Annotated in this window: 23 protein-coding genes; all 23 read right to left on the bottom strand. The window is 39.1% G+C overall.

Going from position 1 to position 25,406, the window contains the following annotated elements:
• Positions 1-209: 209 nt before the first annotated feature.
• Positions 210-1,463, bottom strand: a complete 1,254-nt coding sequence (locus GVN20_RS30065) for a glycosyltransferase (RefSeq protein ID WP_166561264.1) — start codon at positions 1,461-1,463, stop codon at positions 210-212.
• On the bottom strand, positions 1,460-2,377 hold the full coding sequence (locus GVN20_RS26610) for a hypothetical protein (protein ID WP_166561263.1): 918 nt from the start codon (positions 2,375-2,377) through the stop codon (positions 1,460-1,462). The genes GVN20_RS30065 and GVN20_RS26610 overlap by 4 nt, the downstream gene beginning before the upstream one ends.
• 3 nt (positions 2,378-2,380) lie before the next feature.
• Entirely contained in the window at positions 2,381-3,193 is an 813-nt protein-coding gene (locus GVN20_RS26605) for a glycosyltransferase family 2 protein (RefSeq protein ID WP_255455469.1), read from the bottom strand.
• 19 nt (positions 3,194-3,212) lie between these two features.
• Positions 3,213-4,022 carry a DUF5672 family protein gene (locus tag GVN20_RS26600; protein WP_166561261.1) on the bottom strand — a complete coding sequence of 270 codons (810 nt, stop codon included), beginning with the start codon at positions 4,020-4,022 and terminating at the stop codon, positions 3,213-3,215.
• A 13-nt stretch (positions 4,023-4,035) separates the two neighbouring features.
• Positions 4,036-4,866, bottom strand: a complete 831-nt coding sequence (locus GVN20_RS26595) for an alpha-1,2-fucosyltransferase (RefSeq protein ID WP_166561260.1) — start codon at positions 4,864-4,866, stop codon at positions 4,036-4,038.
• Positions 4,867-5,853, bottom strand: coding sequence for a hypothetical protein (locus tag GVN20_RS26590; protein WP_166561259.1), 987 nt, complete (start codon positions 5,851-5,853; stop codon positions 4,867-4,869). It abuts the gene before it with no gap.
• 12 nt (positions 5,854-5,865) lie between these two features.
• On the bottom strand, positions 5,866-6,573 hold the full coding sequence (locus GVN20_RS26585; protein WP_166561258.1) for an FkbM family methyltransferase: 708 nt from the start codon (positions 6,571-6,573) through the stop codon (positions 5,866-5,868).
• Positions 6,574-6,575: 2 nt separating this feature from the next.
• Positions 6,576-7,427 carry a glycosyltransferase family 2 protein gene (locus GVN20_RS26580; RefSeq protein ID WP_166561257.1) on the bottom strand — a complete coding sequence of 284 codons (852 nt, stop codon included), beginning with the start codon at positions 7,425-7,427 and terminating at the stop codon, positions 6,576-6,578.
• Positions 7,424-8,362, bottom strand: a complete 939-nt coding sequence (locus tag GVN20_RS26575) for a nucleotide-diphospho-sugar transferase (protein ID WP_166561256.1) — start codon at positions 8,360-8,362, stop codon at positions 7,424-7,426. Before GVN20_RS26575 ends, GVN20_RS26580 begins: the two co-directional genes overlap by 4 nt.
• A 17-nt stretch (positions 8,363-8,379) precedes the next feature.
• Complete coding sequence (locus GVN20_RS26570) at positions 8,380-9,375, bottom strand: glycosyltransferase family 2 protein (protein WP_166561255.1); 996 nt, start codon at positions 9,373-9,375, stop codon at positions 8,380-8,382.
• Positions 9,376-9,404: 29 nt separating this feature from the next.
• Complete coding sequence (locus tag GVN20_RS26565; RefSeq protein WP_166561254.1) at positions 9,405-10,214, bottom strand: FkbM family methyltransferase; 810 nt, start codon at positions 10,212-10,214, stop codon at positions 9,405-9,407.
• Between the two features lie 42 nt (positions 10,215-10,256).
• Positions 10,257-11,501 carry an ABC transporter ATP-binding protein gene (locus tag GVN20_RS29825; RefSeq protein ID WP_166561253.1) on the bottom strand — a complete coding sequence of 415 codons (1,245 nt, stop codon included), beginning with the start codon at positions 11,499-11,501 and terminating at the stop codon, positions 10,257-10,259.
• Between the two features lie 62 nt (positions 11,502-11,563).
• On the bottom strand, positions 11,564-12,418 hold the full coding sequence (locus GVN20_RS26555; protein WP_166561252.1) for an ABC transporter permease: 855 nt from the start codon (positions 12,416-12,418) through the stop codon (positions 11,564-11,566).
• A gap of 39 nt (positions 12,419-12,457) precedes the next feature.
• Positions 12,458-13,411, bottom strand: coding sequence for a Gfo/Idh/MocA family protein (locus tag GVN20_RS26550; RefSeq protein ID WP_166561251.1), 954 nt, complete (start codon positions 13,409-13,411; stop codon positions 12,458-12,460).
• A 17-nt stretch (positions 13,412-13,428) separates the two neighbouring features.
• The gene (locus GVN20_RS26545) at positions 13,429-14,004 is read right to left on the bottom strand and encodes an acyltransferase (RefSeq protein WP_166561250.1); all 576 of its coding nucleotides are present in this window, start codon (positions 14,002-14,004) and stop codon (positions 13,429-13,431) included.
• A gap of 10 nt (positions 14,005-14,014) precedes the next feature.
• Positions 14,015-15,175 (bottom strand): DegT/DnrJ/EryC1/StrS aminotransferase family protein, encoded by a 1,161-nt coding sequence (locus GVN20_RS26540; RefSeq protein WP_229599192.1) that lies wholly within the window; start codon positions 15,173-15,175, stop codon positions 14,015-14,017.
• 14 nt (positions 15,176-15,189) lie between these two features.
• Positions 15,190-16,296, bottom strand: a complete 1,107-nt coding sequence (locus GVN20_RS26535) for a sugar transferase (RefSeq protein ID WP_166561249.1) — start codon at positions 16,294-16,296, stop codon at positions 15,190-15,192.
• A gap of 148 nt (positions 16,297-16,444) precedes the next feature.
• Positions 16,445-18,811: a polysaccharide biosynthesis tyrosine autokinase gene (locus GVN20_RS26530; protein WP_166561248.1), complete on the bottom strand. Its 2,367-nt coding sequence runs from the start codon at positions 18,809-18,811 to the stop codon at positions 16,445-16,447.
• 79 nt (positions 18,812-18,890) lie between these two features.
• On the bottom strand, positions 18,891-19,739 hold the full coding sequence (locus GVN20_RS26525; protein ID WP_166561247.1) for a polysaccharide biosynthesis/export family protein: 849 nt from the start codon (positions 19,737-19,739) through the stop codon (positions 18,891-18,893).
• Positions 19,740-19,978: 239 nt separating this feature from the next.
• Complete coding sequence (locus tag GVN20_RS26520) at positions 19,979-20,476, bottom strand: UpxY family transcription antiterminator (protein ID WP_166561246.1); 498 nt, start codon at positions 20,474-20,476, stop codon at positions 19,979-19,981.
• Positions 20,477-22,039: 1,563 nt separating this feature from the next.
• A complete protein-coding gene (locus GVN20_RS26515) occupies positions 22,040-22,990 on the bottom strand; it encodes a S9 family peptidase (protein ID WP_166561245.1) in 951 nt (316 codons plus the stop codon).
• Positions 22,991-23,036: 46 nt separating this feature from the next.
• On the bottom strand, positions 23,037-24,020 hold the full coding sequence (locus GVN20_RS26510) for a DUF1028 domain-containing protein (RefSeq protein ID WP_166561244.1): 984 nt from the start codon (positions 24,018-24,020) through the stop codon (positions 23,037-23,039).
• Between the two features lie 11 nt (positions 24,021-24,031).
• A complete protein-coding gene (locus GVN20_RS26505) occupies positions 24,032-25,357 on the bottom strand; it encodes a M20/M25/M40 family metallo-hydrolase (RefSeq protein WP_166561243.1) in 1,326 nt (441 codons plus the stop codon).
• Positions 25,358-25,406 lie beyond the last annotated feature (49 nt).

Here is a 25,406-nt window from a genome sequence, read left to right as displayed (position 1 = left end):
TTTGTTGCATGGTTATTTTATATCAATAAAATACAATGTTAAATGTGTTTTGTACAGCTTTTGTAAGGGAGAGTCTGTTTAGAATTGGCTGTTTGGCATGTAAAAACTCACTTCTTACTGGTCTTTTAGCATTAATTCCTTTGAAAAGAGAGCCATGCAACAAAGCCATTCTATATATATAGAGAAATACAACAAGCCATATTGAAACTTTATAAACTATTGTATAATGTTTGATATTTGTTAGCGATTGTGTTTTTAGAAAAGTTGTCTACTACTTTTTTTCTTGAATAGTCGGATAATTGATTACTTATTGTATGTTCTAAACACCAATAGATGCCATTTGATAAATCTTCAACTGAATAGGGAGAGGCTAGATAACCATTACTCTTGTGATCAATCATATCAGCATTTCCACCTATATCAAATGCGACGACAGGTATTCCACATGACAATGATTCCATAATAACTAAGGAAAGATTCTCGGATATTGAAGGAACAACTACCACATCTGCCGCATTCAACAAATTTATTAATTTTATTTCATCATCAACATGCCCCATAAATCTAACTTTGTATCCATTTATGGAATCATAATCATTTTCTTGCGAACCTAGTATCAATATCTCTGTATTATCAGTGTCAGTGGAAGAAAAATATTCGAACGCTGATTTAAAATAATGAAATCCTTTTCTAGAATCAACTAAGGCATTCATTGCACCAAATAAAACATATTTCTTATTGGCATTTAATCCCAGACTAATTCTAGCAGGGTTTTTATTGGTTGGTTTAAATATTTCTATATCAATAGGGTAAGGAATAACAGATACAGGAAATCTACAAAACAATGAACTTTGGGATGCGCAATTACCTAACCATTTGCTCGGAGTTACAACATTAATGTTAAGCTTTTTATAAAGTTTTGCTTTTTTATTCCAAATGTCTCGTGATAAATCTTTCTCATTATTTGAATTTAACACGGGGCAGGATCCGCATGATTTGGTATACTTATCACATTTATCAAAATAATGACAAATACCCGTAAAAGGAAAGCAATCGTGTAATGTCCAAACTATGGGCGTATTGATATTTATTAGGTCATGTACATTAAGAAACTGGTGAGAAACCCAATGCAGGTGTATTATATCAAAATCAATACTACTTAGGGCTTTTTTCAGAGAAATTGAACTTAGATTCGAGATAAAGGTATCTCCATTGAGATTATAATTTTTAAGTTTATTCTTATAGTATTTATTTTCAATTTTTGTTTTCCAAATATCAATCTTATCGGCAATAATATTCTTTGAAAATTCACTTATCTCTAAGACGTTATTGTTGGAAGAGCCTTTATGTTTAACTAACATTTTAATATCGACTCCAGATTCGTTAAGTGCTTCAAAAATTCTATATGCTGCTCTTGCAGCTCCTCCGTTTACATCGCTATGACTTAATGATAATATTTTCACTTAGAAAGGATTTTTATTAGTTTAAGGGCTACCCTTTTTACTAATGTTCTTTTTTTAGGATTGATAAATCTTTCAAAAACTACCCAATCGAAAAAATTGTTGATTCTAAATTTAGGATTAATCAGCGGAAAATCTACTTTTCCTGCTGGCAAATTGGAGAGCAGATCATTGTCATAAAAAGTGTGGGTTGCGTTCTCATTAAAACCAACATTTGAAATTAGGTTTTTGGTAGGCACAATACTGTAACCACCATGATAGAAACGGCAAAATAGCCATTGAAAGTCCCAGACGTCTCTTCGTATATCTTTAAAATAATTATCAAACTCACTTGAAAAGTGATTATAATAAGTATCGTTTTTTAAGAACATCTTTACTCTCTTTTTTCCATCATCAGTCCCCCATTGAGTTGCATTGTAATCAAAATGTTTCCATGCTCTTTGCCAAGTAGCCCACCCCCAATTAAAACCATTTTTGGAAAATATATAAGAGTACTTCTCATTTCTCCAATTAGTCAGTGGATTAGTTCCACTTATCATAAAGAGCTTTTCATTATCTTTATATTTTTCAAGTAATACTTCACAGAAATGGAAGAAACTAGTATCAGCCAAACAGTCATCCTCTAGGATAATCCCCTGCTCTACGTGCTCAAAAAACCACGTAATTGCTTCAGCAGGGCCGTACCCACAGCCTCTATTTTCTTCACGGAATAGGGTTTGTAAATCACATCTCCAATCTATTTGCTTGATGATTTCCCGCGTAGCATTACATTTTTGAACGTCATCAGTTCTATCGGGCCTTGGTCCGTCAGCTGCTACGAATAGGTACTTGGGTTTGACTTTCTTTATTTGCTCAAATACTAGCTGAGCAGCATTGGGCCGATTGAAAATAATCAGTAAAATGGGCGTCTCAAACATCTGTTAATACTTCATTTTGGATAGTTTTCTACAATTTTTAACCACTTTGTAGATAAATACAAGAAAACCATACAGAATGCCTTGGCGCTTGTACCACATCAATGTCTCCATTTCTCTTTCTTTATGAAACCAATCCTCGTAGTCAGCAAGCACCCGAGTAGGTAGATGTCGAGTAAGTATTGATTTCATCTCTTTCAGGGTATGTTCATTTGGCTTAGAACTTATACCGTCCGTATCGTAGTAGGATAGAAATTCATCAACATATTTATACGAGCAATTTCCAATGATTAAGGATTTTATCCAAAACTCATAATCGGAATGGATTTTATTATTTTCATTATACATTCCAAATCTGGAAAACAGCCCCGTTTTTATTAAAGTAGATTGGTGTCCAATTGTCCTGTTAAAAAAACTTCTCATGGTTACACTAGAGGAATACTTCAATGCTTCAAATTTGGTATTATTGTAACTTAAGTAGGTATTAAAACAAATTATATCTTCTCCAGTACACTCTCTGATGGTTCTTTCAATTATATTCTTATTTAGCCAATCTCCTGAATTTAGAAACAAACAGTATTCGCCTTTTGCCTTTAATATTCCTTTGTTCATATCTCCATATATTCCTCGATTGGGCTCTGAAATCCAATAGGCAATCTTTTCATCGAACTCATTAATAATTTCTAAACTACCATCTGTTGAATCACCATCAATTATTATGTATTCACATTGATCATTTAGTTGAGGTATTACGCTTTCAATGGTTTGTCTTAGACCTTCGGCATTATTCAAATTAATGGTTATAATTGATAATTTCATTTATTTTATAGTAGATATTTTAAATAAATTTCCTCCAAAATTCATCATATTCTATCCAGTGCCAAGCATGACATCCAAAAGGAAGAAGTTGATTATTTATCTCGAATGCAGCACTTGGTCTATATTCAAATGAAAATGCGAGTGCTAATTCTGGAGGGGCGATATTGATGTAGGATGTAAGTTTATAAACTTCTGAAAAAAAATGATCTTCCCATATATCTTTTTTTAAGTGATTAATAGTATTACGATATCCAAGATATCTTATAAACAAATATGGATAAAGTAGTGGATTCATCTTAGCCCTTTTACTTTTAGGACTTATTAATTGTTGCCAATTTTTTAAACGTTTATTTCCACTTAGAATATTGACAATGGTGCTAATTTTCCTTAAAGAGAATCCTCCATTTCCAACTACCGAAAAAACAACTTCATTTTGCTTTGCATCAAAATCTTCTGGAAATGGGGCTCCAATATAATCATATCCAAGGCTACACCAATAGTTTAATTCATCCCGAAAAACCCAAGCATCTAGTTGATAGATTAGCATAAAATCAAAACTATCGAACGACTGGTAAAAATACTTATTTAAACATAGGGAGTTATAACCTTTTTTGTCTTTAAAATATTTATCATCAAAACATTTCTTTTCAAAAGTAATACTATATGATTTTACTATATTTTCGTAGTTTGATGAATCGAAAGAGTTAGCGCAAAAAAAAATGATTGGGTATGATTTTAGAACATTTAAACATTGATTCAAGGACTTCAGCTCTAATTCATTCGGCATCAGTCGATAAATTGGTATTACAACAGCAACTTTATGTTTCATGACTTAAATAAACTTAAAGTTGAAATACATTAAATTGCTCCTTTGTTATTTTAAAAACATCGGATTCTAAGGTATATAATGGTACACTCCCATAAAAGGAAGCCCAGCCAGAAAACGTACTCGGAGGTCCAATAATATAATCACATTCCGCCAATAAATACATATCAACAATCATTGTATTAGTACTAACAAAAATATTTTTTTCTTGAAAATTTTCAGTTTGAATGGGTTCATTTGAAAACAAAATATATCTTATATTTTTTGCTATTTTTAAATTTTCAACCTGTTGAATCACTGCTTTATATACGCTGTCATTAAAGTAGTACTTTCCATCCATCCAATCCTTATAATCTCCCCGTCTCAAATGAATACCTACCAGCGTATAACCTTCTCCACGGTATTTTATTGCTTCAGTTTTAATTTGCTTTAAAAACTTATTCTTAGGAGTAAAAATGGATTTAATAGTGTCTGTATGAATTTTAATATCTCCTGAACTTCTAAAACCTTCCCCTTCTAAAACCAAAGCTCTACTTATTCGATTAATACTTTTAGTTTCGGTATGTATCCAGCCAATTTTGTGTTTGTCAACTAATTGAACCTTAAAAATACTCCACATTAATTTATTTATTACCAGAAGTATTATATTGATTAAAAAGCGAAATGCCTTACTTTCAATTAGAAACGCCTTGTTTTTGATACCATTAAGTATCGAAAAATATTTTGCATCACTGGACAATATTAAGTCTATAAAGGTCTCCTTATTGCTAAGACAATAAGCGAGTATATGAGAACTGAATAGCAATTTATTACCTAATTGGCCACTACTATTTCGCAATACTACCATTTAGATAACTTTTTTTGCTCGAATCATTCCCTGCCTAAAATATGGTGCTTGAATATTTTCATCCCAAAAGAATAAAACATAACCATCAGAAAATTCTGTTGAATAACCCATAAAATCCAGTAAGCTTTTTATATTTTGTGCATCATCTTTTTTGTGATAAGTGCAGCATGCTATTCTAATGTCAATTAATTTATCGAATATACTTTTATTACCACTTATAACTTTAATTTCATCTCCTTCAATATCCATTTTAACAAAAACACCTTCCAAAGACTCATTTTTAAGACTGTTAGTTAATGTTATTTCATTTTTTGAATCTTTATCTGAGACATATTTATTTACAATTACTACTTTATCTTGGTAAGGCTCAAAAGTAGCTTTTAGGGCTTTTACCCATAAATCATCGGCTTCGTATATATATATTTTTTTTACTTTATCTACCATTTCTAAAGAAAACAACCCTTCAGCAGCACCAATATCAAGAACAATATCCGTACTTTTTGCATAAAAATATTCAGTCTGATACTGATGTGGTGCTTTTTCGAGATAATTTCCCCCTAAAATATTCTCTGTTTCTACCAAATTCAGATATTGAGACTTCATACTTTCAATCGTCCAAGTTTCTGGAAAATATAGTTTTTTACTATTTGTATGTAATACATAAGGCATTTTCTTATTTTGGTCGTATTTGCAAATAATATTTCCTACCGATTTGAGTCTTTTATAAGGAAATGCACTAATGTATCCTAGATCTTTTAAATAATTTAACTCATTCTCAAGTGATGGATTTGGATTTTTTGAATAATAGTCCAAAACTTTAAAATAAAGTAGTTCTAGTCGTGTATTTCTTAGTTTGTTGGAGAGAATAAATACATCTTCATGTAGTTTACTAAATTCCAAACGATAATTAAACACAAAAAGGTTTACTAAATTTTGTCTTAATAACTTTAAATTAAAAGACTTAATAATGGACAAATATTTACTCATCTTATTAAATTTTCATTTAAAAAAATACCCTTCTACCTGAAGCAACTCGCCCGTCTCGTAGTTTCGGTGTCCGCCTTCTATAAGTTTAAGTTTAAATCCATGACCTCTCAACAAGTCTACCATTTCCTGCATCAGGGTTTCGCCTTCGTACAGCGGCACGATTGACAATTCCATCTGGAAACCCTTAATTTTGGAAAGCGAAGCCATACTACCCTCAAACACCTGTCTTTCAAATCCTTGCGTATCTATTTTAACAAGTATATTTTGGCCTGGGAGATAATATTGCTCTATCACATCATCCAACCGACGGACCGTTACAGTTTGGGTCCCCACATAAACAGAGTCGGGCGCGCTTTCTACGTGCACGGGCAAAATATCCAGAATTGAACTGCTATATGAGTTTTGGGCAAGGTTGATTTCGGCCGTCCCGTTGAAATTACCAAGCGCAAATTCCGCGGCTTTCCACCGAAAATCACCTTCCGCTTTTTTTTTGAGTTGCTGAAATTCCGCAGGTAGAGGTTCAAAGGAAACAATTTCGCCTTGATACCCCATCTCCCTCATCTTTTGGGCATACTGACCTACATTGGCACCAATATCAAAAATCAAGTTTATATCGTACTGCTTTAGTAAATCTAGTCGCTGCCTTACCAACGGGTCAGTAGGCAAGTGTAGAATATCGTACCCGTATTTTTGAGCTATTTTTTTTAGAAATGATTTCATAATTAGCTGTTAAAGAACACCTTACGCTTCAAAAAGCGGACTAACCTCAAGAATAGCACCCCCGCCTGAATCAATCCTATCTTTTGAAAATAAGTAAAAACAAGATATTCCCGGCTTGCCGCCCACCGATTTGACTGTTCTTCCAACTGAGCTAAGCGGTCATAATCAGCCAAAAACAAAGGATACTTTTGTTGAAGCACGCTCAGTTGCTCTCTTTTAGGCAGAGAATCCGTGGCAGGATTACAGCTTATTCCATCCATATTAAAATAAGACACCACCCCACTGTAATGTTTATAACTACAACCTTTTTCCAGCAACGCCTCCACAAAAAAGAGCCAATCAGACGCAATACGCAGACGCTCGTTATAATAGCCTATACTTTCAAACAAAGCTCGTCGAATGAACGTAGACTGATGAGGCAAGCTACCTTGGAAAAGTGTTTTGGCACTCAATTCATCGGGCGATACAACATGCCACTGTATCGTATTTCGCTGATTATCATAATAATATACATCCCCCGCGATAATATCTGCCGTAGGGGTTTCGGAAAAAACATGAGCTAACACGGTATGATTAACCAACCAATCACCTGAGTTTAGGAATAAGCAATAGTTCCCCTTGGCGACCTTGATGCCTTTATTCATGGCGTGGTAAATACCATGATCAGGTTCTGAAATCCAATAAGTGAGGTACTTAGAGTACTCCTCAATCACACTAATGCTGCCATCCTTTGATCCACCATCAATGATAATAAACTCAAACGACTGAAAGGTCTGACTGACCACACTTTCAATCGTTTTTTTAAGCCCTGCACCGTTATTCAAGTTGATCGTAATGACCGATAGCAGCGTCATCGAGGCGTATACTTAATGATGCGTTTGATCAACCGCTTCATTTTCTTGAAATTACTAACCACTTCTGCTCTGCCAAAAAGCATGTCTTGTATGAACACATCTGCTTCATAATTTCTTTCAATACGCTCGGGGTGTATCAAAGGAAAGTTTAACTCATAAGTAGGCATATTGGCGAAATAGTTATTAGGGTCCTGCGAATGCGTAGCATCAGGTCCATATCCAATATTTTTAACCAGATTTGCTTTTGGCATTACAGCAAGCTGTCGTCGCGCCATACAAAGAAAGTGGAACTGAAAATCCCACATATCATTGGGTTTGTGCCGATGTATCCAATCCAATTTTTGCTTCCACCATTGTTGGTGCTCTTTATCCTCAAATAGGAATTTTAGAAAATCTTTTTTCTCCAATTTAACCCAGTCAATAATATAATAATCAAAGCACTGCCACGACCTTTTCCAAGTAGCCCATCCGTTTGAACTAGGAAACACCGAAAAGTAATAATCCGAAGTTAAAGGCATGGGTTGTTGTAACTGAAAATTATTCCCTGAAACAATTGAGATACGATCATCATCACGATACTTATCCAGTAAATCAGCACAAAAGCCAAAAAAGGTATGATTGGGCAGGCAATCATCTTCTAAAATAATCCCCTCCTGTACGTGTTCAAAAAACCATGAAATAGCTCCCGATGGGCCTTTACCACAGCCAACATTTTGCTCCCGAAATAAAGTTTTCACTTCACAGGGCCAATCTATATTATTTACAACCCAAGTTTTGATATAGTCACACTTTTCTTTTTCTCCTTCCTTGCTGGGTCTTGGCCCATCGGCAGCAATAAAAAAATGAGCAGGTCTTTGTTGTCTAATAACTTCAAAAACTCTCTTTGTTTCGTCTATTTTATTAAAAATAATAAAAAGAATAGGGATGGGATACATGTTATGAATAAATCTATTCAGGACTTTATTATGTACTCTAAAACTTTCAAAGTTAAGGGCTTTGAAAGTTTATTTGAATATAGGTAAGGTCTATTTATATCTCCCATTTCTCTAAAAAAAATAAGCAAACAATATCTATCAAACAAGTTCTTTCTATTTAGCAATACCCATTTGATAATTTTCTTAATAATTTGCAGATTATTTTTATAAACTAATGGAAAAGGTGAATCTACAAATACTTCATTATGTGCCTTTAAGTAACTAGAATTTGTTAAATAAAAAAGCCTTTTCAAGTAGTGAAAGGAACGCTTTTTTTTATTAATTAAATGATTTATAACTAGACTTTCTGACACACCAGCACAAAAACCATTCTTTACAACATTAAAAACAATTTGCGTATCTCCACCACTAGATAGCTCATCTCCTAACCTATCTGTTAATGTATAATCTCCGCTGTTTATTTTTAGAATATAATTTTCCAACATTTCTCTTTTAATAACTAACCCTGTCCCAGCGGGATAAACATCCACCCAATGATTAGCATTGGAATACAAATTACCTGCTACAAATTTTTCCTGAAAGATAAATTTTTTATCTAATAACCAACCTTCGGTTTCTCCTTCTGTAAACTCCACAGAAACAATTCCCGGCCCCCAGCATCTAACATTAGGAAAGCTTTTGCATAGTAGAAATGAATTTAGCAAATAATCTGCTTTAGGTTCATTATCATCATCAAAGAATATAATCCAGTCACCTTTTGAATTGTTAACTCCCGTTATCCTTGCATTTGTCAGACCTGGTTTAAATTCTTTTATGACTTTTAATCTACCATTATCTGAAAGAAATTTCTGAATAAATGTAATATTTTCAATAGCAACACTACTGTTATTATCTACTATAATCCATTCAAAATCAAGCTCATTTGTAAGTTTTAGCGAATCCACTGCTTTCACTAATCGTTCAAAAATTGACAAATCGGGATTATGAGCACAGGTAATAATGGAAAAAAACATATACTAACCTAAAAATTACTTATTTAAAATCAAATAAGAGCTGTATTTATTGCAATTAATGTTTCCGTTTCATTTATCAAAATGAATTTTCGATTCAACAATTCAGATATAATTTTATATCTGACATCAAATTCATCATGGATTTCAATAGCCAGAACCCTTGTAAAGTCAAGAAAAGAGGCACTTACTACGTCTTTAAACAACTCCTTTTCTGAGCCTTCAATATCAATTTTCAGCAAATCTATTATATCAATGTTATTTCCTTTCACTAAATCATTAATTGTAACTGTCTGTACTTTGGAATATGACTCTTGATTGTTTTCAGAAACAGAAATAGACCAATCTTTTTGATCTCTAAAATTACGATTTAAATGAATTTCTTTATATTCGGACCAAACTGCATTTTTATAAACTTGGGTATTTTTAAGAGGTAATAAATTAAATCTCAAAAGCTTGTAATTTTCTTCATCTGGCTCTACACAAATAAAATTTGCTTTTGGGAAATATTGAAATAAAAACAATGTTGTTAATCCAATATTTGCACCTAAATCCATGACAGTATTGATTGAAATTTTATTTTCATTAATAATTTCAATAACTTTTCTATATTCACCTTTAATAAAAACTTGTTGAAATACTAAAAAATCACTAGATTGATTTCTTAATTTTACAGGAAATCCATACAAGTTTACTTGTTTATGATTATCAGAATTTTCAACCTCAAATCCATAATTTTTAATTTCCAACTCTTCCGAAAAAATTGGCCTCGATTCTATTTTGAACAAAATTTGCTTAATTAATTTTATACTTAATCGACGTACTTTTTCTATAACACTCATATTATCCTGTTGTCCTCAATTTATAATTGTATAGAAATTTCCTTAAATTTGAAAAACGGAGTCTGGAACAATAAAGCCATGATCTGTGCTATGAGGAAATACTCTTCCTTGAGTTGGAGAATCCGATATAACAAAAGAAGTTGAAAAATTTACTTGTTCTAATGTCTCAGTATTGTGATTTCCAATCCAAACTGTGGTGTAATACTCCCCTGGAATTAATTTTGGAAGTGATATTTGTATCGTAATTTCTTTCTCATCCTTTGAGTAAGGAATAAATTTTTCAACCGTAGGCAATGCCTGCATAATTGCAATTCCCTGCTGGTTTAAAATATCAATGGCAATAAAAGCATTTCTGTGGTTTTGTAGACTCCGATAAGTTATCACTAAGCTTAGTATATTACTCTGATAAGTCTGCTTTATTTCAAGAATTTGTAATTTAGTTTTCTCATCAATCGTTTCTTTAGTATCCCTTTCCCAAAAATATCCCCTATTGCGCTGTTCGTTCACTAAATATCTGTCAATTCCTTCTTGTACAGGACCTACAAAATCAACCCTTCCTATTTCCAATACGGCCAATCTATCACACAAATTCTTCACCGCTCCCATATTATGACTCACAAACAGCACCGTCCGGCCGTGATTGCGGCTAACATCTTGCATTTTGCCAATGGCTTTTTTCTGGAATTCGGCATCTCCCACGGCCAATACTTCATCTACCACCAGAATTTCTGGTTCTAGGTGCGCGGCTACCGCAAAGCCCAAACGTACGGTCATCCCGCTTGAATAGCGCTTTACGGGTGTATCAATGTAACGCTCACAGCCCGAGAAGTCGATTATTTCGTCGAGTTTGGCCCGTATTTCGTGTCTTGTCATTCCCAAAATAGCCCCATTAAGGTAGATATTTTCGCGCCCAGTCAGTTCAGGGTGAAAGCCCGTACCCACTTCCAACAAACTGCCAATGTGCCCGTCGTACAGAATACGGCCCGTGGTGGGTCCAGTTACTTTTGAGAGTATTTTTAAGAGCGTTGATTTCCCCGCACCGTTTTTGCCAATAATGCCCAAAATCTCTCCAGGCATTACTTCAAAGTTAATATCTTTCAACGCCCATACGTAGTCACTGCTGCCTTTTGAAGTTCGGTCATTGCTTTCGCCTACGGTCAAAAAAGGGTCTTCTTTCCCTCTCACTTTATGCCACCAGCGTTTTAGGTCGTTGCTGAGCGTGCCCGTCCCGATGGTGCCAAGGCGGTATTGTTTAGAGAGATTTTCTACTTTAATAATGGGTTTCATTCAGACTGCTATTCCTGTCGTTATGTTATAGTTCAATACTTTTTCTTTTCTTCAGCTACTTATCAGACCGTATCCATAAAGTTTTTCTCGGTATAATTAAATACCACCAGTCCCAACAGAAATACCACAAAAGTAAATCCAGCCGAGTAACCCAAAAGCTCCCAAGAAAACGTTCCTGTTGAAAAAAAACTGTACTTGAAAGTTTCAATAATGCCCGTCATGGGATTGGCCAGCATCAAAGGGCGGTACTTGTCGGGTACGGCCGAAAGCGGCAATATCACGGGCGTGGCGTACATCAACAATTGCACCCCAAAATCCACTAAGTACTGCAAATCTCGGTACTTGGTGGTCATGGCCGATACCAACATTCCCAACCCCAGCCCCATCAGCCCCATCAACACAATGAGCACGGGCAAGAACAGCATTGTCGCATTGAGTGATAAAGTCGCACCCGTTACTACAAAATAGAGATACAACAACAAAAACAACACCAGTCCGATCCCGAACTGAATCAGGTTGCTGATGATAATAGACAACGGCGTGACCGCCCGCGGAAAATACACCTTACCAAACAGGGACGCATTGGCCGTGAAGGTGTTAGAAGTAGTACGCAGGCAGTTGGCAAAGTAATTCCAGCAGGTAATGCCTGCTAGATAAAACAGGATAGGCGGAACGCCGTCGGTGGAGAGACTGGCCATGCCTGCAAAAACAAGGGCTAAAATGGCGGTTTGAAATATGGGCTGAATAAAAAACCAGATGGGCCCTAAAATTGTCTGTTTGTATTTGGCCACGAAATCTCGCTTTACAAACAGCAACAATAAATCACGGTACTGCCATATTTCCTTCAAACGAAGGTCAAACAATGCATCTTTCGGGACAATGGCGTTCGCGTATTTTTTTGTGTCGGCAACCTGCATTTTTCTTATTTAATTGCTACTTTTCAATCACCTCCTCTATTAAACCTTCTCTAAGGTCCGTTTGGCAAAAGGGTGATAATCACCCGTTAAGCCAACAATAGGAGCTATTCTGATATTATGCGCCATTTCAATTGAAGGGTAAGCTTCGGACAAACCAAACCCGTTTCCGTCCAAAATATGTTGATAACTTTGGGTATGGAGGTCAGTAAATCCGTCGCTGAATTCAATTTCTTCGCCTTCCATTTGCAGAGAGCGGTAGGTTCTTTTGTTGCGCAATTTTGCTTCTTCGGGCAAGGTGTTGAAGTCGGTACTTAAAAACCAGCGTACGCGCGCGCGTTTCAAGTCTAAATAGCCCGCCGCCGAATTTGCTTCGTGCAAATGCACGATATTCCGCTTTACCGCGCCAAAAATCCACGTAAGCGCGTCAAAAAAATGAATGCCGATATTGGTGGCTATTCCGCCTGATTTACTTACATCACCCTTCCAACTGATATTGTACCACTTGCCTCTTGACGTGATGTAAGACAAATCGATATCATAAATTTTATCGGCTGGGCCTTCTTCTACCTTTTTTTTGAGGGCCATGAGGCTTGGGTGTAGTCTGAGTTGCAGGATGTTATAAACCCTTTTCCCCGTTTCGCTCTCAATTTCGCTCAATGCGTCAATGTTCCAAGGATTGAGCACGAGCGGCTTTTCGCAAATCACGTGGGCATGACTCCGCAACCCAAAACGGATGTGGGCATCGTGAAGGTAATTAGGACTACAAATACTCACGTAATCGACGGGGTTTCCCTCGCGGCGCAGCTTATCAACGTGCCGGTCAAAGCGTTCAAATTCAGTAAAAAAATTAGCTTCGGGAAAATAACTGTCCATTACACCTACCGAATCTGACTTATCAAATGCCGTCAACAGCACGTTTTCGGTATCTCTGATGGCTTTCATGTGACGGGGTGCTATAAAGCCTGCCGCACCAATAATTGCAAATGTGTTCATGAAGTAGGGTATTGAAATTAACGAATAGCGGATACAATATTTTGGTGGAGGTTGTACACCGTCCCGCTCTCTGGACAAGTCGCAAAGCCATGATTATCAAAACTCAAACGGTGGCCATATTCACTTATCCAGCCCACTTGCCGGGCGGGATTTCCGAGCACGAGCGCGTACGGAGGAACATTTTTGGTCACTACGGCACCAGCTCCGATAAACGCATATTCTCCGATGTCGTGTCCGCATACTATGGTGGCATTGGCTCCGATACTGGCCCCCTTGCCTACGTGCGTTTTTTCATACTGTCCACGACGGTTGATGGCACTTCGGGGATTGGATACGTTGGTAAATACCATCGAAGGCCCTAGAAAAACATCATCCTCGCAGGTGACGCCCGTATAAATCGAGACGTTGTTTTGGACTTTCACATTATTTCCCAAGATAACCCCAGGCGAAATCACGACGTTTTGACCAATGTTACAGTTTTGTCCTATTTTACAATCGGGCATAATGTGGCAAAAATGCCATATTTTGGTTCCTTCGCTTATTTCGCAACCTTCGTCTACGACGGCGGTAGGGTGTATAAAAACGGGCTCCATACGTAAAATCTCAGGAAAAATAAGTGGCAATGGCTTCCGAAATATAAGCAATGTGCGCCTCGGTCATTTCGGTGTGCATCGGTAAAGAAATGACCTGCTTACACAACTCTTGAGTTACGGCCAGATTGCCCATCACTCTTCCTAAGTGTTGGTATGCTTTCTGTTGATTGAGCGGTACTGGGTAATAAATCATACTCGGAATTTTTCTTTGCCGCAGGTATTCCTGCAACCCCTCCCGGTCTTGTGCGGGCACTTTCAAAGTATATTGATGAAAGACGTGGGTGGAAAAATCGGCTCGAAACGGGATTTCAACCGCCGCTACCTCCGCCAATGCTGCATCGTACATGCTGGCGGCTTTTTGGCGCGCGTGGGTATATTCATCTAAATACCGCAGCTTTTCGGTCAAAATCGCCGCTTGTAGAGAGTCCAATCTTGAATTGATACCAATCATTTCATGGATATATTTTTTCTCCTGTCCGTGATTAGCAATCATTCTTGCCTTCCTTGCCAACTCCGGACTTTGCGTATATACAGCACCGCCATCGCCGTAACAACCAAGGTTTTTGGAGGGAAAAAATGAGGTTGTCCCAATATCTCCGAGCGTTCCTGCCTTCTTTGTGGTACCGTCGACAAACCGATACGTGGCTCCAATGGCTTGTGCGGCATCTTCAATAACGGCTATTTGATGGGCCGCACATACGTCCAGTATTCCTTCCATGTCGGCGCATTGACCAAATAAATGTACGGGCACCACCAGCTTAGTTTTGGGCGTAATGGCGGCCTCTACAAGCTCTCGATTGAGGTTGAATGTCAAGGGGTCTACGTCTACCATCACGGGGGTAAGCCCTAGCAATCCAATGGCCTCGGCTGTGGCTACGTAAGTAAACGCTGGCACAATCACTTCATCACCCGGTTTGAGTCCAAATGCCATCATCGCTATTTGGAGGGCATCGGTGCCGTTGCCACACGAAACTACATGATTTGCGCCAAGGTAATCGGCCAATTGAGCCTCAAACTGTGCAACCTGTGGGCCTTTGATAAAAGTGGCATTATCCAAACAGTTCTGAATGGCTGCATCAATTGAAGGTTTGATTTTGGCGTACTGCCCCTTCAAATCAACCATCTGAATCACCTCCGCGACTTTTTTATTTGGGGCTTCTACTCCTGTCATCTTTTTCGCATCCGTTATTTACTACGGGCTTTATTAATCACAATGTTTTTCAAAATTTTCCACAGATAGTTTACATCCGTTTTGAAAGGTGCCTTTTCGTAAGCCTCCAAATAAGTTAGTTCAGACTGTACAATTTCTTCAAACGTTTCGGGTAAATCTGCATAATAAGGTGGCAGCAATCCCGGAGTATGTTTTTTACGAAGAGCTTGTAATTTCTCGGGGTATAGCCCAAAGTAATGCTCACTGATGGGCCGGACGCCAATCAATTTAAGATCACCCCGAAGTAGGTTGTATAGCATCGGCAATTCATCAATCCAGTATTTCCGAATGAGCCGACCTCCCGTACTTACCCGAAAATCATTTTTAAATTTCCCACCAGCATCCAATCCTTGCGTACTGTGCAAGTATTCCTGCACGTATTCAGCGTAAGGGTGCATGGAGCGAAATTTATAAACGGTCATCATTTTCCCCCCTTTACCTATTCTATTCATCTTAAATACCACGCCTTCACTCGCCTCTGGATTGGTCAAACTTGGGTTACTCTTACGATTAATCTTAGCAATGATTAGTGTCTCCTTACAATCGTCTACTACATCTACTATTTGAAAGCCATTATAGATTAGGCGCCCCATTATTTCTGCCTTCGACATATCAACGGGGATTTGGAGCTTCCGGTAAAACGTATGAAATCCAGCTAGTTTGGGCAAAACCCTCCTAAACAAAAAGTGCACTGGATAATAAAGACGAAGAAAGAAAGGGGAAATGTCCTTCTGAATTTCACATTTAATATTTTCTGCCGTAACAATTTTAAGGGCAAAACACCCATTAACGCCAAGTGCCCCTCTGATTTTTTCCAACACAACATTTGGATTATATCTTTGGAGCATCAACTCATCCAGATATAAATTGGGGCTCTTAAGCGAAAAATTACGCATCAAAACAACGTCTGCCTCAACTTGACTCCAAGAACTAGGGGAGCCAAACTTCAACAAATAAGCGGGTATGGCCTGATTTACGGCGTTTTTACACACCGAACTGGGCACGGGCATCTCCAAAATATCTTTTGATATTCCTGAGATTGGAACGTTTGTTCCAATGAAGTTAAGTTGCCGATGGGTCATCGGTATCAGCGGTAAAAACCGGTGTTAGGTAAAGTGTTAAAATAGGGTAAAGTGTTGATATACTAAAACTTATTAAGCGCACTTAGCAACGGAATCAGAAGTCTACTCTTGCCTCCAAAACAAAAAATAAATATTGAGTGACAGGATATTATTTTTTAGCCATTAATTTGTCAAACCAGCCTTTCGAACTTTTTTCTTCTCCGTAATAGCCGCCATATTGGGTACCGTAGCCGTAGCCATAGCCATAATCTGCCGATTTTTTGATGTTGACAGCGTTAAAAATCAGATTGAATGATCTGAAAGTTTTCTTTCGGTCCAACTCCTTTATGGTTGATAAAAACATTTTAGGAGTCTTGTTGTGACGTATCAGGTAAAACGTCGCTTCTGCATAAGAAGCCAAAAGGGTAGCATCAGTCACCAAACCAAGGGGCGGAGTATCCATAATGATGTAATCAAAGGAGTATTTAAGTTCTTCAATTAAGTCCTTGATGCGTCCGTTCGCAATCAACTCAGAGGGATTGGGAGGCATAGGCCCACTGGGTGCCAAATAAACATTGTTGATAGAAGTACTTACAACGATATCTTCGGCCTTTGCTTTTCCAATCAAATAATTAGAAATCCCTTTTTTATTGGCAACGCCTAAATACGAATGAATGGTGGGCTTGCGCAAGTCTAATCCAAGAATAACCACTCTTTTGTCAAGCAGCGCCAACGACGCCGCGATATTGGTCGCCACGAAGGTTTTACCCTCTCCACCCGTCGATGACGTAAAAAGAATCACATTGGCAATGCCCTCGTGTATATCGTTAGAGAGGATGTATTTCATGTTGGAGCGAATCATCCTGATCTGTTCACTGATGAAACTGCGGCTACCTGTATCAATGATTTCGCCTTTATCCTCCTTTGGTTTGATTGCAATTTCACCAAACACTTTCAAGCCCGTTTTTCTTTCTATTTCCTTCTTCGTCTGAACGGTATTCGTAAGTAGCTCTTTGGTGGCTATGATGGTAGCAGGAATAACCAACGCCAATAAAATAGCCATCATGTAAATATTTTTATTGTTTGGCCGAATCTGCCCCGTGAGGAAGGGCGCTTCAATCACCCGGCTGTCGGTCACGGTCGAGGCATAAGAAAGCGCCGTTTCTTCTCTTTTTTGTAACAACAATAGGTACAGATTCTCTTTTATTCCCGCCTGTCGTTTGATACCCACATACTCTCTTTCTTTGCGCGGAATGGTAGAAATGGAGCCCGAAAGACGGTTATTGAGTGCCTCCAAACTTCTCCGGCTCACCTGTATGTTTGCCTTTTGGTTGTTGAGGTTTTCACGGATAGCCTGTTTAACATTTTTCATTTGGTTGTTTATTGTTTCCAAATAAGGGTTTCCAGGCTGAACGGTTTGGGCGAGCTTGCTTCTCTCAGCTTCCAACTGCACAAATTGGTCGATATAAGAATTCAGCACGGGGTCATTTACCATCATGGTGGCGGGGGCGATGTTTCCTACCTGGGTGCTATTGAGGTATCGTTCTACCTCGTTGAGTACGTTCTCTCGAATATCCAATTCATTGATTTTGGCGTCGTTTTCCTCTACTTTTCCCAAAAAGAGGCTTGCTTCCGAGCTGAGGTCTGTAATACCCTGGCTACGACGGTACTGTTCTACATTTTGCTCCACATCTCCGAGTTCGGAGGTTACCAATTTTAGGCGTTCCTCAATGAAACGTAGGGTGTTGGTTGCCTCCCGGTTTTTGTCTTCTAGGGTCCCAAAAGCGTATTCTTCCAAGAGTTTGTTAAGAATATCTTTTCCTTTGTCGGGTACCGTCGTTTGCAATCCAATAGAAATGATGGTCGAATAATATTCTTTGAGGGGGGCTATCTGAAGGCTCCCAGCCAAGCCGCCAATTAGACCCTCTCTGGATTGAAAAAGCACTTTGATGGGCGTACTGTCTACTATACTAACACTATCTCTCTTAAATACCCTAAAAGTGCCGTGTTGGGTTTTTACCAACTGACTATAATCAAACGTTCCCAAAATATTTTGGTCGGCACTTACTACCTGATACTTATTATCATCAAACGGCTTGATGTACAGCGGGTTTCCGTAGGCGTAGTCCGTCAAATCCTTGGCATTTACTTTGATGGGGCTTTTGGTATGTAGCTCCTCATCACGGGCCGAGCCTTCTTTCCAGTACGAAACCGTTAGGTTGAGGGCATCAATTACCTTTCCCATCAACGGTCTTGATTTCAGCACTTCGATTTCGTTATCAATTACCTTGGGGTCATTGAGAGAAAACTCGTCTTTAATATCATTACTAAATCGTTTTGAGCGGTCGTCTTTAATCAACAACGACGCTTTTACCTCATAGACTGGCGTATATTGTCGGAGGTATTGATAAGCCCATCCCATTCCAATGGCTCCAGTAAGTACAAACCAGTACCAATAGCGTAAGTATTTGAATATGACACCAAGAATGTCCAAGTCTTCATCTTGCTCTTCGTTAATTGTATTGTCATTGTTCATGATAGGCGGCTTTTAAAGAGGAAAAATCGTTTCAGATGCTAGTTTTTTGTTCTAATATAAAGCTGAAATCAGTTTGGGCTTAACGGGCAAAAAGGCTGAACAAAATGACTACCGTAGAGACCAAACTCAGGTAAATGGGCGCTCGTTGGAGAAACACGCTTGGCGGTGGCGCCTGGGGCTGTGGAGGCAACGGAATAAACTTGTCTTTGGTGGGTTCGACGTAAATCAAATCCCCATTTTGAACATAGAAATAAGGCGACGTAAACACCGTTCGGTTGCGAAGATTCACTTTACCGATTTCGCGTTTTCCGTTCACGTAGCGAATCACCGTCACGCTGTCGCGCTTACCATAAATAGTCAAATCGCCTGCCAAAGCAATAGCCTCCAGAATGGTCGTTCTTTCATCCAACAAATTGTACGTACCTACCGCACCTACCTCTCCTAAAATGGAGAATTTATGGTTCATAAAACGCACATTGACCACTGGATCTTTAATGCTTTTTTCTAGCTCTTGCCGAATTTTGTCTTCTGCTTTTTGCAGCGTCAAACCACCGAGCATTATTTTACCAATCAAAGGAATCACGACTGTCCCTGATGAATCTACGGGATAGCCCAAGGGCTGCGAACCGCCCCCCACGTTTCCTGAGAATACCGATACGGGCAGGGTGTTGATATTAGTAAAATTGAGTATTTCATTCGACTCTTTATTGAGACTACTGACAATAACGGCTAAAATATCATCTTTTTGAATCTTGGCAACCTGCGGCAGGTTCGTCTCCAAATAAGCTGGGAAGGAGGCATTTTCTGTTTGAAAATATTCCAAATTGGGAGGGGTAATTTTCTGAACCGTTGTGCAAGACGACAGCTGGAAAATCACGGCGATGCCCAAAAGTAGAAGAAGAGGTTGAGTCTGAATATAACGTATCATAAATGTACTATTAAGGGTTTTTTACTGCATATCAGGAAGATTATCAAATATATAGTAAAAACAAAATGCTAATTTTAAACTAAAGGTTTTTTTACGGCTTCGCCCTTTCAATCCCATTTTTGGTATAGGATCTAGGTTTTATTGAAATGCAATACACGCACCGTTAGGGATAAAAATCGTGTATGTACAATGTATGTCATTAACTACTCTTTTCCCCTTCCATATGAGAGGAAACGTAGCTAGGCAATTGCCTGAATTTTCTTAATTTTATTCTTGCTCTTGTCGATGGCGATACAGATACCCAGAGAGTCTATTTTGGCAATAATTTTTCGACCTTGGGTTGAAACTACCTCGGCTTCATGATCAATGAATGCCCCAGAATCTATCCTTATGCGGTCTGCCACGGCTAAGCTCACAACCTCGATACTACCGTGGTCAAAATCATTAAGCATATCTTTAATTATGTCAATCTCGGCTTGCTTGACAATGGCGGGTTTTTTCAACCAAAACAAATACCTCACCACTCCCGAAACCCCAAAAACTAAGCTTCTTTCTTCTTCTCTCAGGTTCACAAAACAGTAGGATTTAAACAACGGCTCCTCCACAATCTTTACCCGATCAGACCATTTCTTTTGTCTCTTCATGAGTGGGCAGTAGACTTCAATACCCTTTTTTTGCAGGGCAATGGCTACCAATTTCTCACTTCTTGACTTAGTATAAAGTACAAACCACGGCATAGGTATGTATACGTTGGTTGGTGATTACTAAAAACAGGATATCTTTTTACTGATTACACCTACAAAAACGAAGGGAGAAGCCGAGGGCTGGAAAACCGCAGGAGAGGAAATTCCTCGCGGTTTAGCCCAACTCATTTTTTTTTCTAAAAATGCGGCTAAAATATCCGAAATCACATCGAATATTAACCTAAAAGGTAAAATTATATTTTTTCTCATTAAGTAGGGTACGGCCATGCCGTCTATAACTAGTATACCAAAATACACAAATTCACAATGCTGGCAATTACGGTATTCCTTGTAGGAAACAATTTGGTAACTCACTCACAATTAGGTGAACTTGCAAAAACAGTATGTCAATTAATCATCACTATTGACAGCTTATGGGTTAAAATTGAGCATTTTAATAAAAAAAAACAAAAAAACTTATCCAACGGTATGCAGATTTTATTTTTCAGCTCAGGCATTGATTGCCATTTAAACAAATATACCAAGCAGATAAGAAACATATTTATATCCCTACCAATCATACCCTCAAATCAAAATAGAATAAATATACAATATAGGTAAATACTCTGATTTTGTAATTTATCGCACAAATCAGGCGAGTAAATTCCACAAATAGTCCTTAAAAAGTGCTATTATGAACACGCTATCATTCTAAAACTTCGTTGTACAACACAAACAAAGCGATATTAACCTCAAAATATATACTAAAAAAAACACATAAATAGACCAAAACTGACATCTATTTTCTTGAATAAAAATAGAAAAAGGCTATGGTTTTAGTAGTTCATGCGGCTTTGGCGTATAGTTCATACTTTCTCCTAGATTAATGCGAAGCTACGCTCAAAGAATAGGCGTCTACCTAACGCCTTACTTGACATACCTGATTATTTTATTGCTCCAATTATTAGGACTCAAAATATAAAAACGAGTCACTACGTAGAAATACGTGTTTTTGAAAATAATTCTACTCCATTCTTAATGTTTCACCTAATTATTTTCCCCAAAACTTAGGTAAGGGGTCCTAAATGAATGATAAAAAGCAAAGTAGAGTAGCTTTGGAACAATGAAGCGCTGTAGAGAGCCGATTGAAAATTAACTATTGTAAATCAGCCTTAATAGCCGCCAAATCTGCTGCCAGACCGAGTATATCTTGGATTATGTTGTGGCAACGAATCTGATTATGATGCTTAATTAAGCCCTGAGAACATCGAATAAACTTTCGCTAAGTGGGATTACGATGACCCACGGCTCCCTGAAGAGTGTCTTGCTATTCTGATACTTGCAATGTACCTTGTCAATCAAAGCAGTACTGGGCTTAAGCTTTAAGCAAACGCAAGGGCTGATTTGCAGATTACTTGAAGTGATGAAACTTAACCTACATTCTTTTTTTAGATTCAGTCAAAATTATGGCTAAGGCCATTTTTTTGTACATCAACCAATTTTTTCTTGCAAGATCATGCAGGGTATTTAGACCTGCTATTTTATGCCAAACTTAGCTCTCCGCCAAAAACAACGGCAGTAAGCAAGGAATAATCCTTCTTAAGAAAACAACGGACATTAGCGCGCATCAATCGCATCCAAAGCCGCACTCTTCAAAATCTCGTGCGTTCCTTCGAAAATGGTCAGTGTGATTTTTTTGGATGTTTTTTGGTACAAAATAGCTCGATTCTCTATCGTTCTTGGCGAGTTTTGCGTTGGGAATGTCTGCGTTTTAAGCATCGTAGCGGCATCTTCTTCCGACACATAGCGAGCTTTGTCTTTTTCATGAGCGTCAGCAAGGAGTTTGTTGTAGAAATTGATGGAATGAGAAATGGGTACTGAGCCCGTGTAGCCATCGTGAATGCCAGCATAGATTTGCAGTCGACTATTTTTGCGTTTTTTAAGGGGTGTTTTCCAAAATAAAGGTGAACGTTCTTTGGCTTTTTCGGCATCGAATACCTCCCCTGCGCCCGTGCATTTGATGATTTCGGGGCCATACCTGTTTTTTCGTTCTACCGACTCGCCATACCAAGTTGCTAAGTCTGAAATAGACGACCAAGCTGAAAATGAAGCGATAGTATGCCGCGATTTCATGTACATAGCCATTGTAGCATATCCACCACCACTATTGCCTACTACGTAAATCTTCTTTTTATCTACGTTCATATTTTTCAGGGCCCAATCAATGGCTTCGTCAATGTCGGCAATCACAAATTCACTGCAACAGGCTTTGGGATGGTTGTTGACTCCTCTGAAATCCGGGAAAATGTAATTCCAGCCTTTGGCTTGGGTTTGTTCCACCAATATCTCTTTTTGAGAATCTGCCGTACCACTCCACGAGTGTAAAGCTACAATCAAAGGTTGAAGCTCTGATGAGGTAGATTTGCCGTAATAAAATACCTGCACGTTTCCGTCCAATGAGGACTGAATACTGTCTTTTTTTAAGAAGTCGGGGAGTTGAGAGGATTGCGAATAAGCCAATTTCAACCATAGAAATGCCGTAATAGTCAGTAGCAGTTTATTTTTCATATTGGGGTCTGTTTACTTTTATGTTATTTCAGTGAGACAGGCACTGCTATTTCAGCAACAGCATTAACTCTTTTTCCCCGACCGTCAGCAATCCTACCTTGGGCAACCTTCGGGTCATTTTTCGCCAGTTAGGTTCTTTGGCGTAGATGGCTTGCAACATCAAAGCGGCTTTTTGTACATTGCCGCCGTTGGCCAAGGTGATGGCCGTCCAATACTGCATTTCCAGATTTTTGGGGAACATTTTCATGGCCGCTCCGTATTCCTGCATGGCCAAGGTCATGTTGTTGTTTTCAATGGCCAAATCGCCGTTGTTCATGTGCTCGTAGGCTCGATGGGTTTTTAATAATCGTTCCATTTCGGCCAACGGGTCAGCGTGGTCGTCGACTCGCAAATCCACCAGATGGTTATCATCCCAGGGTTTGCCCGTTGCTTCGCCTTTCACCACCAAAATAGCCGCCGATTGCTTTCCTCGAATATCACCTCCGACTTTTTGGGCCGCCTTCAAGGCTTCCAGCACCCGCTCGGCCAAAGGCAGTTGGGCATTGGCTTCAAACGATTTTGCCATAGCCTCAGGCACCTCTTTGGTCAGCATCATGTTGGATTGTATGGCGTAGTTTTTGCCTTTTAAATCGCCCGCAAAATCCACGCAATTTTTGCCCGTAAAATTGGCAACGTTTCCTTTTGCGTCCACAATCCCGACTTGCCGCACTTCCTTGCCTGGGTCATCAGACAGCAGAATATCCAACGCCTGTTGGGCTGTTTTGCCTTCTTTTAGCAATGTCAAACCCCTGATTCCGAACGATTTGTTGGTAAATGATTGGGTCGCCACGGCCCCAACTCCCGCTTCGGCCCACGAAACAGAGGTACCCACGCTGAACCAATGGCTTTGAACACCGACCGCGATTTCTCCCGTTTTTTCGTCACGAGCTACAATCGAAAACGTATGCGCCAAGCCATTGTCTTTCTTGAAAAATTGGGCCTTTGTTTGACTGAAAAAGAGTATTAAACTGATAAGGAGGTAGTTTTTCATACAGTTTTTAATTAAGGATTGACCATTCCTGCTTCAGAAACCAACGTCAGCAATGCCGCCTGAATGGATTTGTAGGCTTCGTCATCGTACCACCATTCGTTGAGGGCATGCGCATTGCTTGATTTACCCCCTCGTCCTAGGGTAACAGCAGGGATTCCCTTTGAAATAGGCGTATTTGAATTGGTCGAACCACGACCTATTTTTGGGATCACTCCGAAAGTAGTGATGGCGGCCATAGCGCGCTGAACGAGGGGTAAATTCTCGGGAAGCTCGCCCGAAGGACGGTCGCCGATTTTTTTGATTTCGACCGTGAGCGCTGGCCCCATGCGTTTCATGGCATTGTGTTCTTGAAGGGCCTGCTGTACCGATGCTTTTAAAAGCGAGTCCACTAAATTGAGGTTTTCGGGAATTTCGGAGCGCATATCCACTTCCATCCAAGACTCAAAAGCAATGGAATTGACCGACGTACCGCCGCCGATTCTGCCTACATTATAGCTGGTACGGGCGCCCGTTCGGGTAAATTTGTCGGCGACTTTTGAAAAATAATGGATGGCTGAACCCAAGGCATGTTGGGGATTGGCCAAACCAAATGCCCCCCACGAGTGGCCACCGGGGCCTTTGAACGTAACCCGATAACGGTAGGAACCTAATCCCATGTTGCTCATCCGCCCAAGCTCTCCGCCGTCCACGGCAATCCACGAATCAATGCGCAGGCTTTGGTCGGTGAATAGGTATTTTACACCTCTCAAATCACCCAATCCTTCTTCGCCCACAGAGCCTATGAACAATACATCCGCTTCGGTCTCTATTTTAGCTTCTTCCAGTGCTCTCAAAACCGACACCACCAAGACCAACCCTTGGGTATTGTCGCCTATGCCAGGGGCAAAGAGGGTATCACCTTTGATTTTTACTTTTACGTCGGTTTCAAGCGGGAATACCGTGTCTAAGTGGGCGTCAAGAGCGACGGTACGATTGCGTTTTTTGCCTTTGCGCAGCGCAATTACGTTGCCCACTTTATCCGTCCAAACCGAGTCTGCGCCCGCTTCTTTGAGCATTGAAGCGAAACGAAGGCCGCGTTTGGTTTCTAAAAACGGCGGGGCGGGAATCTCCGTCAACATAATGAGCTCGTCCCGATTGCGTTTGTTTTGTGTCAAAATGGACTGAAAAGCTTTTTGAATTTGCTTGTTTTTGGTCAGTTGCTCTGCTTCTTTTAGATAAGCGGCCTCTACTTTTCCACTCCTGCCCGCGTCTTCCTCTTGGGCATAAACAGCACTAAAAATGATCGTGAAGCAGATAAAAAGCCCCAGGAGACGCAAAGTAGATTTTCGATTTTTCATAGTTGGTTTTTAGTGGTTATTATCTTGTCAATTTTACAATAGATGGGTT

It is taken from the genome of Runella sp. CRIBMP (genome assembly GCF_009905605.1).
In the GTDB taxonomy this organism is placed as follows: domain Bacteria; phylum Bacteroidota; class Bacteroidia; order Cytophagales; family Spirosomataceae; genus Runella.
The sequence above is the reverse complement of the archived record's forward strand: the minus strand, read 5'-3'. Positions and strand labels throughout refer to the sequence as shown.